This is a genomic window from Yoonia sp. D2-7, assembly GCF_055809435.1.
Genome location: NZ_CM147912.1, coordinates 2,941,761 through 2,955,349, shown reverse-complemented (window position 1 = coordinate 2,955,349; position 13,589 = coordinate 2,941,761). Strand labels below are relative to the sequence as shown.

Genomic DNA, 13,589 nt, shown 5'->3' with positions numbered 1-13,589 from the left:
CGACCTGTTTCTTTGACGTATTCCAAATCCCGGTGGAGGTCTGGAGGGGGCTGGCCCCCTCCAGTGGCGCGACGGGTCATCACCCGTCGCAATCCGATTAGTTTACAGCGTTCGCCTCAACGAGGTTCGCATCGCTTTTCGGCGCTTTGCTGATTTCAATCTGACGCGGTTTCAGGGCCTCTGGCACTTCGCGCACAAGATCAATGTTCAGCATACCGTCCACATGGGACGCACCGGTCACGCGGACGTGGTCGGCAAGTGTAAAGCGACGTTCGAACGCGCGGGTTGCGATACCACGATGCAGGTAGGTCTTTTCGGTCTCGTCGTCCGCTTTACGGGCTGTCACAACAAGCGCGCGGTCACGTACTTCGATCGACAGGTCGTTGTCAGAAAATCCGGCAACAGCAATGGCAATCCGCCAACCGTCTTCTTCGATCTTCTCGATGTTATAAGGGGGGTAGCTGTTCTGGCTCACGTCATTGGCAAGCGCGCGATCCATCAGATCGGCAATTTGGTCAAAACCAACAGTGGCACGGTACAGGGGTGTCAAATCAAGTCGACGCATTTGGGTCATCCTTTATCAAGCGATAACAATGTGATGCCTTCCCATAGGGGACAGGCGGTTTGGCAAAGGCCCCATCATTGGCGGCCTCGTGATAAAGATGTGGTGACGTCGAAAATGGATTTCAAGGGGCGCAGTATCGCCTAGGGGCGCACAAATTTTGCACCTGTCGTGTTGCGTTCACCCAAGGTGATCAAACGTTGGCTACCGCCGGCTTGGGCCGGACCGACGCTCGCGAAATGCGCTAGCAACTCTTGCAGTGGGTCTTGCAACGACGTGCCCAGCGACACTTGTTTTCCGCCCGCTTGTGCGATGGCCGACACAACGGATACGATCTGTGCGCGTCCGTTTTGCACCCGAAACACGGGCGATCCGCTTGACCCGAATTCTGCCTCGCAATTCATGACAATCGCCCCGTTTTGGCGACCCAACACCGAACAGCTTTCTTGCAGGCTTGGTGCTTCTGACCGATCCTTTCCGTATGACACGATGGAAATCTGGTCTCCGGCTGTTGGTCTGGCAGCAATCGGAAAGGGTTGGATGCGCGTTCTGCGAATTGGTTGGTCCAACTCGAGCACCGCAATGTCATGGGCGACGTTGTTCACGCGCGCACCATCGCCGGTTGGATCGTAATCGGGGTGTACGACAAGTCGGCTGATCCCGCGCGTGGCCTCTGCACGTCCGTTTTTCAAACCGGATTGAAAGATAAATTCATCTGCTGAAATCAACTGATCATCATCATCGTAAACACAATGCGCCGCAGTCAGCAGCAGTTTGTCCCTGATCAAAGCTGCCGTGCAAAAGCCCTTGTCGATGACATCAAGCCGACCGACCGCTTCCCAGCCTTGGCTGTCTTGCCGCGTTTCAAGCGTGACCAGCGCAGACCCCGCGTTGGTTTGCGCAGTGGCGACAGAGCCACCCACAATGGTTGCAGCGATCAAAACAAGAGAACGGATCATAACACGGCCCTATCTGGAGGTTCGTCGCAATGTGATTGATCCGTACGGCGATAATAAGGCGTCAGCGTAGCATTGGCACGGCAGGTGTGGCGTTTTTATCAGCCGTCAGGGCAGGGGGCTGCGGTCCGCCGGTGGCCCAATCCAACAGTTCCACGGTGTGGACAATTGGTACATCCGTCGCGCTACCGATTTGCATCATGCAACCAATGTTGCCGGCCGCAATGATGTCCGGCGTCAATGCTTCGAGCGTCTGTACCTTACGTTCCTTCAACTGCCCAGAAATCTCTGGCTGCATCAGGTTGTAGGTGCCCGCAGACCCGCAGCACAGGTGGCTGTCTTTAGGTTCGAGCACCGTGAAACCCGCGTTCTTGAGCAGGTCTTTGGGGTATGTCTTGATCTGTTGGCCATGCTGCAGCGAACATGCGGCATGATAAGCGACCTTCGTGCCTTTCGCGTCGCCCTTCGGCAGGTCCAGTTTTATCAGCACCTCGGACACGTCCATCGCAATCGCGGACACGCGTGCTGCATTTGCGGCGAGCGGGTCGTTGCGGAACATATGACCATAGTCTTTGACGGTCGTCCCACAGCCAGATGTATTGATCACGATGGCGTCCAACCCGCCTGCATCCATCTGTTTGACCCATGCCTTGATGTTCTTGGCGGCGGTCGCGTGGCTTTCGGTTTCTTTGCCCATGTGGTGAGTCAATGCTCCGCAGCAGCCTTGGCCATCGGGGATCACCACCTCGGCGCCATGACGGGTCAGCAGCCGGATCGTCGCGTCGTTAATATCGGTGTTCAACGCCCGCTGCGCACAGCCCGTCATCAGTGCCACCCGCATCTTGGGTTCTGCCACCGCAAAGGTTTGCGGGTCGTCGTTCTTGCTGACAGGCGGGACCTGTTTGGGGGCCATCGCGATCATCGCCCGCAGGCGCGGATCAGGCAGGAACCGCGCAAAGGGTCGTGCAATCTTTGCGCCAAGCAACGCCACGCGGAACCGCGTCGGGTACGGCAAAATCCGCGCCAACACCCAACGTAGGGCGCGTTCAGACAGCGGGCGATCATAGTTTTCCTCAATATACGCACGCGCATGGTCGATCAGGTGCATATAGTGGACCCCAGACGGGCAGGTCGTCATGCAAGCCAGACAGGATAGGCAACGGTCGATATGTTTGACCGTTTTCTCATCCGGCACCCGTTCGTTCTCAAGCATATCCTTGATCAGGTAAATGCGCCCGCGCGGGCTATCCAGTTCATCGCCAAGAACCTGATACGTTGGACATGTTGCTGTGCAGAACCCGCAGTGCACACAGGCCCGCAGAATTTCGTTGGCCCGCTGTGTGCCCGGATCAGTCAGCTGTTCTGGTGTAAAAGTCGTTTGCATCAGGTCATGATCCCCGTGTTCAGTATCCCGCGAGGGTCAAATTTTGCGCGTAGCCCTGCGCTGATTGCAGCAAGCGGTGCTGGTTCTGGCTGGAAAGTTGGCGCGTCGGCCACGCCGCGGATCAGCGTTGCGTGCCCCTTGATCGCCCCAAGGCCGGACCGGACGTCGGACCCCGCGGGCACGGCTGCCCAAATCAGGCCACCGCCCCAGTCCAACATGATCTGGCTTTGACTGGGCAAAGACGCGGCGACTGCGGGCGCATCGCTTGGCCGTACGGATATCCGCCAGACATCTGCGTCGCTGCCCGCAAATGCAGTCACGTTCGCGATGTTGGACCACGGGTCTTCGGTGACGACGTCAATGTCGCCAAAGGACTTCAGCCGATCCTTCAGCTGCTCCGTCCGGTACGCGATTGATTTCTCGAAACCTTCGATTCGCAATAGCGTTTGGCCTTCATTGTCGGACCGATAGGCAGCACCCGTGATTTCAAAAGGCGATCCAAGCGCAGACGACATCGCAGCGACAGCCTGTGTGATGTCTTGGCCAGAGATAGACAAAGTCGCGGATGTTTCCGGCTTTGGAAGGACCTTCAACGCAACTTCGGTCAAAACGCCCAACGTGCCGTAGGATCCGGTCAGCAACTTCACCAGATCATATCCGGTGACGTTCTTCATCACGCGGCCACCGTTTTTCACGATCTGACCAGCGCCGTCCACAAAACGTACGCCCAACATAAAGTCGCGGCACGCCCCGACGGCGATGCGGCGTGGCCCTGACACGTTGGCCGCAACGACGCCGCCAATGGTTGGCGTCCCGTTGGTCCCCAACAGCGCGCGGTGGTCCATCGGCTCAAACGCCAACCGTTGATTTTCGGCGTCTAATGCCGCCTCGATCTCGGCAGTTGGCGTGCCCGCCTGGGCCACGAGGGTCAGCGCCCCCGGTTCGTATAATGTGATCCCGCTCAGCGCCGCAGTCGATAGAATCGTGCCATCTGCAGGTGTCCCGATAGGGCGGGTCCCGCCGCCGACAATGCGCAGCGGCCCCGCGGCATCAACAATTGCGCCGGATAGCTCTGTCTCGTTTGTCACTGTCTTGGCTTGGTCTGGCATAGCTTCTTTTGGTCCTAAATATCTCGGGGGTTTGGGGGCTGGCCCCCAATCTGTCATGCGCCGCAAACGCTACGCCGCGCGGCGGGCTTCTGACGTGGCGAGCGGAAACACTTTGGCAGGGTTCAGCAACCATTGCGGATCAAACACATCCTTCACCGCCATTTGCAGTTCCAAATCAACCGGATCGAATTGTACATTCATCAGATCGCGTTTTTCGATCCCAACGCCGTGTTCGCCGGTCAGGCAGCCACCAACTTCAACGCAAACCTTCAGGATTTCCGCACCCATCGCTTCGCAAAGTTCCAGATCACCCGGTTTGTTCGCGTTATACAGGATCAGCGGGTGCATATTGCCGTCGCCCGCGTGGAAAACGTTACCTACATCAAGCCCGAACTCTTTTGACAATTCTTGAATGCGGCGCAGCACCTCGGGCAGGGCTGACACAGGAATAGTCCCGTCGAGGCACATGTAATCATTGACCTGACCCATCGCGCCAAAGGCCGATTTACGGCCCAACCAAATGCGGCCTGCTTCATCTGCGTTTTTCGCTTCGCGCAGTTCAACTGGGTTGTGTGTCTTTGCAATTGCCATGATTTTTTCAAGCTGTTCGTCGATTTCCGCGTCTGATCCTTCGACTTCAACGATCAGTAAGGCTTCGCACATCGGGTAGCCCGCCTTTGCGAAGGCTTCGCAAACTTCGATGCAGGGACGGTCCATAAATTCAATTGCCACGGGCAGAACGCCCGCCTTGATAATGTCGGACACACAGGCGCCGGCCACTTCAGAACTGTCAAAGCCCATCAGCACAGGCCGTGCCCCTTCGGGCTTATGTAAAATGCGCAGCGTCGCTTCGGTTACAACACCAAGCTGTCCTTCGGACCCGCAAATCACGCCCAGCAGATCAAGCCCGCCCGCGTCCAGATGCCCGCCGCCGATTTCAACGATTGTGCCGTCCATCATTACCATGGTGACGCCCAGCAGATTGTTGGTCGTCACCCCGTATTTCAGGCAATGCGCACCGCCGGAATTCATCGCGATATTGCCCGCAATGGCGCAGGCCAGCTGGCTGGACGGGTCGGGGGCGTAGAAAAAGCCGTCAGTTTCAACGGCACCTGTCACGGACAGGTTCGTCCGGCCTGTTTGCACCCGAATGATCCGGTCGTCGTAATTGGTTTCCAGCACATCGTTCAACTTGGCCACGCCCAAGATAACCGAATCCGCGGTTGGCATCGCCCCACCCGCCAACGACGTGCCCGATCCGCGTGGGACCACCGGCACACCCATTTCAGAGCAGATTTTCAGAACTGCCGAAACTTCTTCCGTCGATGCAGGTAGCACAGCACACAAAGGCGGGCACCGATACGCCGACAATCCATCGCATTCATAGGCCCGTGTTTCCGCAACATCGTCGATCACAGCATCCGCAGGTAGCACCTGACGCAGGCGGTCAACGATTTGCGATTTACGTGCGATGACGGTGGCACTTGGTGTGGGCATTTGCATGGTGGGCTCCTGATCGGTGGCTGACGGGCATTTGCACGATTGGTAAGGAAATATAACCAATTTTCAGGCATGGCAAGTAAAACCGGTTCGGCGTAGTGTTTGACCATGCAAATGATCGAACACCTTGCCTTGTTAACCTATTGGGATGCCGCCGCTGCTGCATTCCTAGGTTTTGCTTATTTTATATTGGGTTGGATGATCGAACATCCGCCGAAATCGCGCCCGTCCGTGACGAAAATCATGTCCGATAACCGGCGCGAATGGCTGCGCGTTTTTATCGGCAGAGAGCCGCGAATCTTCGACAGTCAGATCATGGGCAGCTTGCGGCAGGGCACTGCGTTCTTTGCATCGACCTGCATTTTCGCCATTGGTGGCGTCTTTGCTCTGATCGCAAATACGGACCCATTGCAGGGGGTCGCCGCAGAAATTTCAACAGACGACATCCCGATTGTCGTCTGGCAGGTAAAGTTGGGTCTTGTGGCCCTCATGCTCACCAACGGCTTTCTGAAATTCGTCTGGGCTAACCGGATTTTCGGCTATTGTTCGGTCATGATGGCGGCTGTTCCAAACGATCCAAATCATCCTGACGCGATGGGACGTGCTATGCAGGCTGCGGAATTGAATATCCGCGCCGCAATCAACTTTAATCGCGGGCTGCGGTCGATGTACTTTGCTTTGGGTGGATTGGCGTGGCTGGTCGGGTCAACCGCCTTTATCTTGGCCACGCTTGCAGTGATCTGGCTGGTCTGGTCACGAGAATTTGCATCGCTTCCGCGTGATATCTTGTTAGGCAAGTACCCATGAAAAAACTGAAAACCCTATCCATTGCTTTTGCCCTGATGTCTGGCGCTGCGTTTGCCGATGCCCCAGAGGTCGTCGATGTCACTGTAACCCGCACAGGGGACACGTGGCGTTTTGACGTCTCTATTCTGCATCCCGATACCGGATGGGATCATTATGCAGATGGCTGGGAAGTCATTGACGCGGACGGCAACCAACTTGGTTTGCGGCCCTTGGCCCATCCGCATGTGAACGAACAACCGTTCACGCGGTCGCAAGGCGGCATCGTCATTCCAGAGGGCGTGACCGAAGTCTACATCCGCACCCGCGACAATGTGGACGGCTGGTTCGACGACCGCACCCTGGTGGAACTGCCGCGCTAGGCTCGCGTTTTTATTGGCGTCCTTCGCGGACCCACGCCCCGATGATCAGCAATGACGCCAGCAGCAGGAATGCCCATGCTGGCAACAATGGCGCGATAGAAATATCAGCAGTTTGATAGGCCTCGCGCGGTGTGATCCCGAACCATCCACGCCCGGCTGCAGGGCGGCCTGTGCGGACTTCACGCAGGTCAATTTCGCCGTCTGATACCCGCAAAATGCCACCTCGCGTGCTGTTCACAAGCGGCTCAAGCAGGTCCCCCGTCGCAATCGTCTGTTCAAATTCACGCGGCGCGGCTGGTCCCAATGCAATCACTGCATCCAATGTGCCGTCCGATAGGCGGTACAGACCGATTTCAGGGGCTTCCCACAGGGTCTCGAACCGGCCCGGTGATACCTCTTCCAGCGTCAGGACAGTTTCTGTGCCGTCCGGATGAGTCACAGTCACGTCGTCTGTTTCAGTCTCAAGCGTACGACGAATGATCCGCATCGTTTGACCCGTCGGGTCTGCCCAAAGCAATTCTTCTTCCAGCTCAGGTTCTTGCATCATCCAATGGGCCAAGCGGCGCAGCAGTTCCAATTGCGGTCCGCCGCCTTCGTATCCGCGATCCCACAGCCAAGATTGATCCGACGCAATCAACGCCACACGTCCCAACCCGATCCGTTCGAGCGTCAGCAGCGGGCGATCATCCAGACCGCTCATCACAGTGGTCGCATTGGGTGCGGCAATCACGTCAACCAACCGGAACCAACGCCCCCAACCGGGACCGTCGCCATCGTCCGCAGGCGGGGAAAAGGCGGCAAGTCCTTCGGTGACAGGATGGCGGTTGCCGATGTCGGTGATCTGCGGCGTGTAACCTTCTTCAAACACCCGCGCAGTTGGCGCACCGGGCAGGACCGCGCCCAATGGGGAACGGTAAATGCTTTCCGCTGATCCGTATTCAGGGCCAGAGGATACCAAAACCGCACCACCATTTTCCACGTATTGGCGAATATTATCGAGGTATTCATTCGGCAAAATACCGCGCCGCGAATAGCGGTCGAAAATGATCAGGTCGAATTCGTCGATCTTTTCGAGGAACAACTCACGGGTCGGAAATGCGATCAGGGACAGTTCGTTCACCGGCACGCCGTCTTGTTTGGCCGGAGGGCGTAGAATGGTGAAGTGGACCAGATCAACCGACGCATCTGATTTCAACAAATTCCGCCACGTGCGTTCGCCCGGATGGGGTTCGCCCGATACCAACAACACACGCAAACGGTCGCGGACACCGTTGATCTGGATGACTGCGCTGTTGTTGCGGTCTGTCAGTTCACCTTCTGCGGTCGGAATTTCGAATTGAAGGACGTTCATCCCGCCATGCGGCAGATTGATCGGCAGTTCAACGTCGCGTCCAACGGGAATTTCAAACGGCAAAGGATCGTCGCCATCAATCGCGATGGTCAAAGGGACAAACGCGGTGTCCGCAGGGGTCGCCCCTTGATCTTCGACACGCAAAGTCAGCGTCACGGGTTCGCCCAGAATGGCAAAGGCAGGGGCGTTTGCGACGACAAGGCGACGATCCCAATCGTCAGGTTGTCCGGTCAAAAGCGTATGTAGTGGCGCGGGCAACGCTGGCGCACGGATCACATCGTGTAGCCGTCCATCTGTCAACAGGATCACACCCGCGATCCGCCCTTGGGGCTCTTCGGCAAGCGCTTCTGACAGGCCAGTCATCAGCAGTGTCCCGCTGTCGCCTTCAATCGCGCTGTCACCAATCGGGACAATGCGCAATTCGGTGTTCGTCAGGCGGGCGACTTCGGCGCGCACATTGGCAATCGCATCTGCAATCTGATCAGGGCGATCCGAAATGCGTTGGCTGGCGCTTTCGTCTACAACCAGCACGATGATGTCGGCCAGCGGGTCGCGGTCTTCGCTTTGCAGCGAAGGGTTCGCCAGTGCGGCCAGCAGGGCGAGCCCCGCCAACCCACGTAACCACCACCCGGGCAATCGCCGCCATAACGCAAGTGCGACGGCCACAGCACATAACGCGGCCGCACCCCAAAGCGCCAACATCGGCACCAGCGGATCAAGCACAACAATCGCAGTCATAGGCGCTGCCCCCAGCTTCTTTTGGTCTTAAATATCTCCGCCGGAGGCTCCGACAGTGCCGCTTGGAAATGGCTCATCGTTATTGCCCCAACCGATCTAGCAAGGCTGGGACGTGTACCTGATCCGACTTATAGTTGCCTGTCAGCACATGCATGATCAGGTTCACGCCGAAACGATAAGCAATTTCGCGTTGCCTTTCGCCAGCTTGACCGCGCCCGACGGGGAACATCCGATCACCGTATTCGTTCACGGCCCATGCACGGGCCCAGTCGTTGCCGCCAATCACCACGGGGGTGACGCCGTCATTCAGGTTGCGAAACGGCACGCCTTCGGCCTGTTCGGTCACCAACGGGGCCGCTTCGACCCAAATGTCGCGTGACGCGTAACGACCGGGGAAATCTTGTAGCAGGTAAAAGGTGCGGGTCAGAACATGATCTTCAGGGATCGGTTCAATCGACGGAATGTCGAGAGATCGCGCAATTGCCTGCAATTTACGCCCCTCGGGTGATCCGGTGCCAAAGCCTGCTGTATCCGCATCGCGCGTGTCAAACAGGATCATGCCGCCGCCGCGCAGATAGCGGTTCAACTTGGCATAAGCTTCGCGTGATGGCAGGGCTTGGTCTGCGGTGATGGGCCAATATAGAAACGGGAAGAACGCCAATTCATCGGTTTCGATGTTCACACCGAGCGGATCGGCGGGTTCTATCGATGTCCGCCGGAACAGCGTTTGGGACAGCCCCAACAGCCCTGCGTTTGCAACCGCGTCGAGGTCTGCATCGCCGGTTAGGACATGGCCCAGAACAACTTCGGACGTTGCGCGCAATGCGAATGCGTCGTCCTGCTGGGCATCTGCGGGCGCGCCCATCGTCAGCAGCGCCAGAACAATAGCCGCCATCGCATCCGCGCGCGGCCCGCGTAGACGGCCCCCGATCGCCAATGATGCGATCACGTCAATCAGAAGCAATCCAATCGCCAGCGTCAAAAGCCAGCCTTTTAAGGCGGTTTCGCGCGCGACGTTCATCCCTTCGACAACGATGCGTGCAGGCCATGCGGCAGGCCCAAGCGTGCTATCGGCTTGCATGACATTCACCGCGATCTGGCGGTTGTCGCCTGTGTACAGACCAGGCCGTAGGTCAGGGCCCGTTTCCGCAGCGGCGAGCGTTTCGCCCGCGACACCCGGCAAAGTGCTGCCGTCTTCAAGGCGTCCGGTTGCGTCCAGCACTCTGTTCGGCAACCACGTGCTACCAGCAAGGTCTTCGGCATTTGGCGCCTGTGTACTGGTAGAAATCGCAAGCCGTTCCAACATCTGCACGAACAGTCCCGACAGTGGCAGCGACGACCATTCGGCGTTGGCCGTCACATGAACCAGAACGATTTGCCCTTCACCAGCAGTCGCACGCGTGACCAATGGCGTGCCGTCCGCCAGTTGCGCAATCACGCGGTCCGCGAGTGTCGGATCGGGTTGGGCCATGACCTGTGCGGTGACAGCGACGTCATCCGGCACGGGCAAGCCGAAGAAAGGGGATGTCTCACTGAACGGTGCCAACGCTTTGGGTTCGCCCCACGACATAGCCCCGCCCACACTGCGGCCACCGGACCGTAGACGGACCGGCAGCAAGGGATCTTGTTCGGCGCGGCCTGTGTCGGACGCGGCAAGGCGGGGACCTGCAAAGCGCAACAGCAACCCGCCGTTTTCAACCCATTGCAAAACATCTGCCGATTCTGTGCCTGCGAGCGTGGCGACATCGGCCAGAACAATAACGTCCGGATTGGCCAAGAGAATATCGTCCAAGGTCCCGTCGATCAGGTCGGCGGTCGGTTGCAGTGCTTCGCGCAGGTAATAAAGGGGGGACAACAGTTCCAGCCCTTCGCGGTCGTCGCGTCCGGCGATCAGGGCGACTTCGCGGCGTTTCAGGCTGTCATCCGTCAGGCTGACCGCCGCTGCGGACCGTGCGCCTGTTATCTCAAAACGGGTGACGCGGTTGCGTAGTTCTGGCGGTAGGGCGAGCGCGGTTTCTGCGACAGCTTCACCGGCGGCGAAGTCCAGCGGCACGGTTGCCAGCTGCCGTTCTACGCCAGATGGATCAAGGCCAATGGCGGTCAAGTCGGTCGTCGCGGGCTGGCCTACGGGCGTGCGCGTGGCAGAAACGATGATTTCGCCATCGTTCAACCGTGGCGGGCGGACGCCGTAGATCTGGCGTGGTGATTGGAAAACAGTAACTGCACCTTGGGCTTCGAGGGCGTCAAGTAGATCAGCGCGATTGTCCCGCGCCAGCCCGTCCGACAGCCAGTAGGTTTCAAAACCGCCGTCAAATGTCGCGGCAAAGTCGGTCAGTGTATCTGATTGCGGCTCCCACGGGGCGGGTGTCAGATTGGGCAGCGTTTGCGCCACGACATCGGCCGCCTGAAAGGTGACGCCATCCGCAGGTAGATTAGTCAGTGTCGTGACGGCGGCGGTGCGATCTTGACGGGCGGCTTCTGCCAAAAGCGCATCCATCCGGTCCACACGGGCGGGCCAATCGCGGGCGTCAGCCCATGTGCCATCTGCGATGATCAGTAGTGGACCCGTGCCGGTCGCCTTTGTCTGCGCGTTCAGCACGGGACCGGCGAAGCCGATGATCACTGCGGCAACGGCCAGAAGACGTAGCAAAAGCAACCACCACGGCGTCCGGTCCGATTGGCTTTCGGTGTCTTGCAGCCCCAACAAAAGCGCGACGCCCGGAAAGCGGCGTTTGATCGGTGCGGGCGGGACCGCCCTGAGAACCAGCCACAATATCGGTAAGGCCAGCAGTCCAAGAAGCAGCCAAGGGGCTGTGAACGCGAGTGGGCCAATAGTTATCATGCTACGAAGTCTCCTAACGGAGCCTGTTGGGGCGCTGCCCCAAACCCCGAGATATTTAAGACCAAAAGAAGGGGCGCGCGGGTCATATGTGCCGCTCCAACGCGCCGTAAATCCACATCAAGGCCGTATTGGGGGCCGCGTTGGTGTGGTGTGTCTGGAACTGCCAACCGGTCATGCGCGCGAGCGATTGCAGATCATCTTTGCGCTGCGCCAGTCGATCAAGATAGCGGGATTTCAAATCACCTGCTTTCAACGTTTCGTGCTGCATCGTGCCCGACATGGATTGGAAAATGGTCCGGCCATCAAAGGGGAACGCTTCTTCCTGAGGGTCTAGGATTTGCAAAAGCGCGCCGCGCACGCCGCGATCCGCGGCTTTGAACAAAGCGTCGCGGGTGGGTTCGATGTCGCCGAGAAAATCGCTGATGAACAGGGCACGTGAATGGGGCAACATGCCTTGCGCTTCGGGTGCGCCAAAATCTTTATCGCTGTCTTCGGTCAACAATGCGGCCATCTGCGCCAGTTGCTGTTCGCCGCGCTTGGGCGGTAACCGCAGCCCCGTCAGCCCGACACGTTCGCCGCCTCTGATCAGCAAAATCGCGGTCGCAAGTGCGATGGTGCGTGCGCGGTGCCCTTTGCTGGCGAGGTTCTTGTCAGAGGTAAACGACATCGCCGCCGTTTGGTCGACCCAAAGTAAGATCGACTGTGCGATCTGCCATTCTTTGTCCTGCACGAAATTTGTGTCGGACCGCGCCGACCGCCGCCAGTCGATGCTACGTGCCTCGTCCGTGTCCTGCGCCGGGCGGTATTGCCAAAACGTGTCGCCAGTGCCCGCCCGTCTGCGTCCGTGATCGCCCAGCAGAACGGTCGCAGCCAGTTGTTCCGCCTCTGCCAAAAGCGGCGGCAGGGCGCTGGAAAGGCTTTCTGCCTCGGACCGGAGGGCGAGTGGTGTGATCACGCTGCCGCCTCAACCTTTGTGATCAATGTGGCGGCTGTATTGATGACGTTCTGGATCGTTTCGCCGCGCGCACGGGCTGCGAATGTCAGTGCCATGCGGTGTTCCAGCACGGGAATCGCCATACGTCGCACGTCTTCGGCGGAAGGCGCAAGGCGTCCGTCTAGCAAGGCGGATGCCCGCACGGTCAGCATCAAGGCCTGCGCCGCACGTGGCCCAGGACCCCAGCCGACGTTTTGACGGATGATGTCAGGCGCATCGGCGTCAGGGCGACACGACCGCACCAGATCGAGAATCATTTCAACGATATTTTCGCCCACAGGTATCCGGCGCAGCAAGGTCTGCGCATCAAGCAATTCTTGGGCGCTGAACACGGCGTTGACGGCTTCGTCTGAGGTGCCCGTCGTTGCGAGTAGGATATCACGTTCCGCGTCGCGGTCCGGATACGGCACGTCGATTTGCACGAGGAAGCGGTCAAGCTGGGCTTCGGGCAAAGGATAAGTGCCTTCTTGTTCAATCGGGTTTTGGGTCGCGAGCACGTGGAAAGGCGTTCCAAGCGGACGGTGTTCGCCTGCGATGGTCACTTCTTTTTCCTGCATCGCCTGCAAGAGTGCGGATTGGGTTCGCGGCGACGCGCGGTTGATTTCGTCGGCCATCAGAAGCTGGCAGAACACAGGCCCTTCGATGAACCGGAACGCGCGGGTGCCATCGGCGGCTTGGTCCAACACCTCGGATCCCAAGATATCGGCTGGCATCAGGTCAGGCGTAAACTGGATGCGGTTCCCATTCAGGCCCATCACGGTGGACAGTGTATCGACAAGGCGGGTCTTCCCAAGACCGGGCAGGCCGACCAAGACGGCATGCCCGCCGCAGATCAGCGCGGTTAATGTCAGGTCAACCACAGCGTCCTGCCCGATAAAACGTTTCGCGATAGAGGCGCGTGCCTCTGCCAGCTTACCGCCAAGGGTTTCGATATCTGCAACTAGATCGGTGGCATTGGTCATGACTTTTCCTCGGGGCTTGCTATAT

11 protein-coding genes are annotated in these 13,589 nt (G+C 58.6%); 2 read left to right on the top strand and 9 right to left on the bottom strand.

Features of this window, described 5'->3' with window-relative positions; translation table 11 throughout:
* Positions 1-97 precede the first annotated feature (97 nt).
* The 5 genes from AC0L7R_RS14540 to AC0L7R_RS14520 form a co-directional block, all read right to left on the bottom strand.
* Positions 98-565 (bottom strand): Hsp20 family protein, encoded by a 468-nt coding sequence (locus AC0L7R_RS14540; protein ID WP_473657587.1) that lies wholly within the window; start codon positions 563-565, stop codon positions 98-100.
* A gap of 140 nt (positions 566-705) precedes the next feature.
* Positions 706-1,521 carry a trypsin-like serine peptidase gene (locus AC0L7R_RS14535; RefSeq protein WP_473657586.1) on the bottom strand — a complete coding sequence of 272 codons (816 nt, stop codon included), beginning with the start codon at positions 1,519-1,521 and terminating at the stop codon, positions 706-708.
* Between the two features lie 61 nt (positions 1,522-1,582).
* Complete coding sequence (gene glcF, locus AC0L7R_RS14530) at positions 1,583-2,902, bottom strand: glycolate oxidase subunit GlcF (protein ID WP_473657585.1); 1,320 nt, start codon at positions 2,900-2,902, stop codon at positions 1,583-1,585.
* A complete protein-coding gene (locus tag AC0L7R_RS14525; protein ID WP_473657584.1) occupies positions 2,902-4,011 on the bottom strand; it encodes an FAD-binding protein in 1,110 nt (369 codons plus the stop codon). The genes glcF and AC0L7R_RS14525 overlap by 1 nt, the downstream gene beginning before the upstream one ends.
* 69 nt (positions 4,012-4,080) lie before the next feature.
* Complete coding sequence (locus AC0L7R_RS14520) at positions 4,081-5,514, bottom strand: FAD-linked oxidase C-terminal domain-containing protein (RefSeq protein WP_473657583.1); 1,434 nt, start codon at positions 5,512-5,514, stop codon at positions 4,081-4,083.
* A 105-nt stretch (positions 5,515-5,619) separates the two neighbouring features.
* Between AC0L7R_RS14520 and AC0L7R_RS14515 the strand changes: the two genes are divergently transcribed.
* Positions 5,620-6,318 (top strand): DUF599 domain-containing protein, encoded by a 699-nt coding sequence (locus AC0L7R_RS14515; protein WP_348108784.1) that lies wholly within the window; start codon positions 5,620-5,622, stop codon positions 6,316-6,318.
* Complete coding sequence (locus AC0L7R_RS14510) at positions 6,315-6,677, top strand: hypothetical protein (protein ID WP_473657582.1); 363 nt, start codon at positions 6,315-6,317, stop codon at positions 6,675-6,677. Before AC0L7R_RS14515 ends, AC0L7R_RS14510 begins: the two co-directional genes overlap by 4 nt.
* A 10-nt stretch (positions 6,678-6,687) precedes the next feature.
* Here AC0L7R_RS14510 and AC0L7R_RS14505 read toward each other — a convergent pair whose 3' ends face one another.
* From AC0L7R_RS14505 to AC0L7R_RS14490, 4 genes are all read right to left on the bottom strand, one after another.
* Positions 6,688-8,766 carry a hypothetical protein gene (locus AC0L7R_RS14505; RefSeq protein WP_473657581.1) on the bottom strand — a complete coding sequence of 693 codons (2,079 nt, stop codon included), beginning with the start codon at positions 8,764-8,766 and terminating at the stop codon, positions 6,688-6,690.
* Between the two features lie 79 nt (positions 8,767-8,845).
* On the bottom strand, positions 8,846-11,608 hold the full coding sequence (locus tag AC0L7R_RS14500; RefSeq protein ID WP_473657580.1) for a DUF4159 domain-containing protein: 2,763 nt from the start codon (positions 11,606-11,608) through the stop codon (positions 8,846-8,848).
* An 82-nt stretch (positions 11,609-11,690) separates the two neighbouring features.
* On the bottom strand, positions 11,691-12,563 hold the full coding sequence (locus tag AC0L7R_RS14495) for a DUF58 domain-containing protein (RefSeq protein ID WP_473657579.1): 873 nt from the start codon (positions 12,561-12,563) through the stop codon (positions 11,691-11,693).
* Complete coding sequence (locus AC0L7R_RS14490) at positions 12,560-13,564, bottom strand: AAA family ATPase (RefSeq protein ID WP_473657578.1); 1,005 nt, start codon at positions 13,562-13,564, stop codon at positions 12,560-12,562. The genes AC0L7R_RS14495 and AC0L7R_RS14490 overlap by 4 nt, the downstream gene beginning before the upstream one ends.
* Between the last annotated feature and the right edge of the window lie 25 nt (positions 13,565-13,589).

Excerpts from the sequence above, each read along its gene's own strand:
- AC0L7R_RS14540 (WP_473657587.1), bottom strand. The coding sequence starts at position 565 with ATGCGTCGACTTGATTTGACACCCCTGTACCGTGCCACTGTTGGTTTT.
- AC0L7R_RS14535 (WP_473657586.1), bottom strand. The coding sequence starts at position 1,521 with ATGATCCGTTCTCTTGTTTTGATCGCTGCAACCATTGTGGGTGGCTCT.
- glcF (WP_473657585.1), bottom strand. The coding sequence starts at position 2,902 with ATGCAAACGACTTTTACACCAGAACAGCTGACTGATCCGGGCACACAG.
- AC0L7R_RS14525 (WP_473657584.1), bottom strand. The coding sequence starts at position 4,011 with ATGCCAGACCAAGCCAAGACAGTGACAAACGAGACAGAGCTATCCGGC.
- AC0L7R_RS14520 (WP_473657583.1), bottom strand. The coding sequence starts at position 5,514 with ATGCAAATGCCCACACCAAGTGCCACCGTCATCGCACGTAAATCGCAA.
- AC0L7R_RS14515 (WP_348108784.1), top strand. The coding sequence starts at position 5,620 with ATGCAAATGATCGAACACCTTGCCTTGTTAACCTATTGGGATGCCGCC.
- AC0L7R_RS14510 (WP_473657582.1), top strand. The coding sequence starts at position 6,315 with ATGAAAAAACTGAAAACCCTATCCATTGCTTTTGCCCTGATGTCTGGC.
- AC0L7R_RS14505 (WP_473657581.1), bottom strand. The coding sequence starts at position 8,766 with ATGACTGCGATTGTTGTGCTTGATCCGCTGGTGCCGATGTTGGCGCTT.
- AC0L7R_RS14500 (WP_473657580.1), bottom strand. The coding sequence starts at position 11,608 with ATGATAACTATTGGCCCACTCGCGTTCACAGCCCCTTGGCTGCTTCTT.
- AC0L7R_RS14490 (WP_473657578.1), bottom strand. The coding sequence starts at position 13,564 with ATGACCAATGCCACCGATCTAGTTGCAGATATCGAAACCCTTGGCGGT.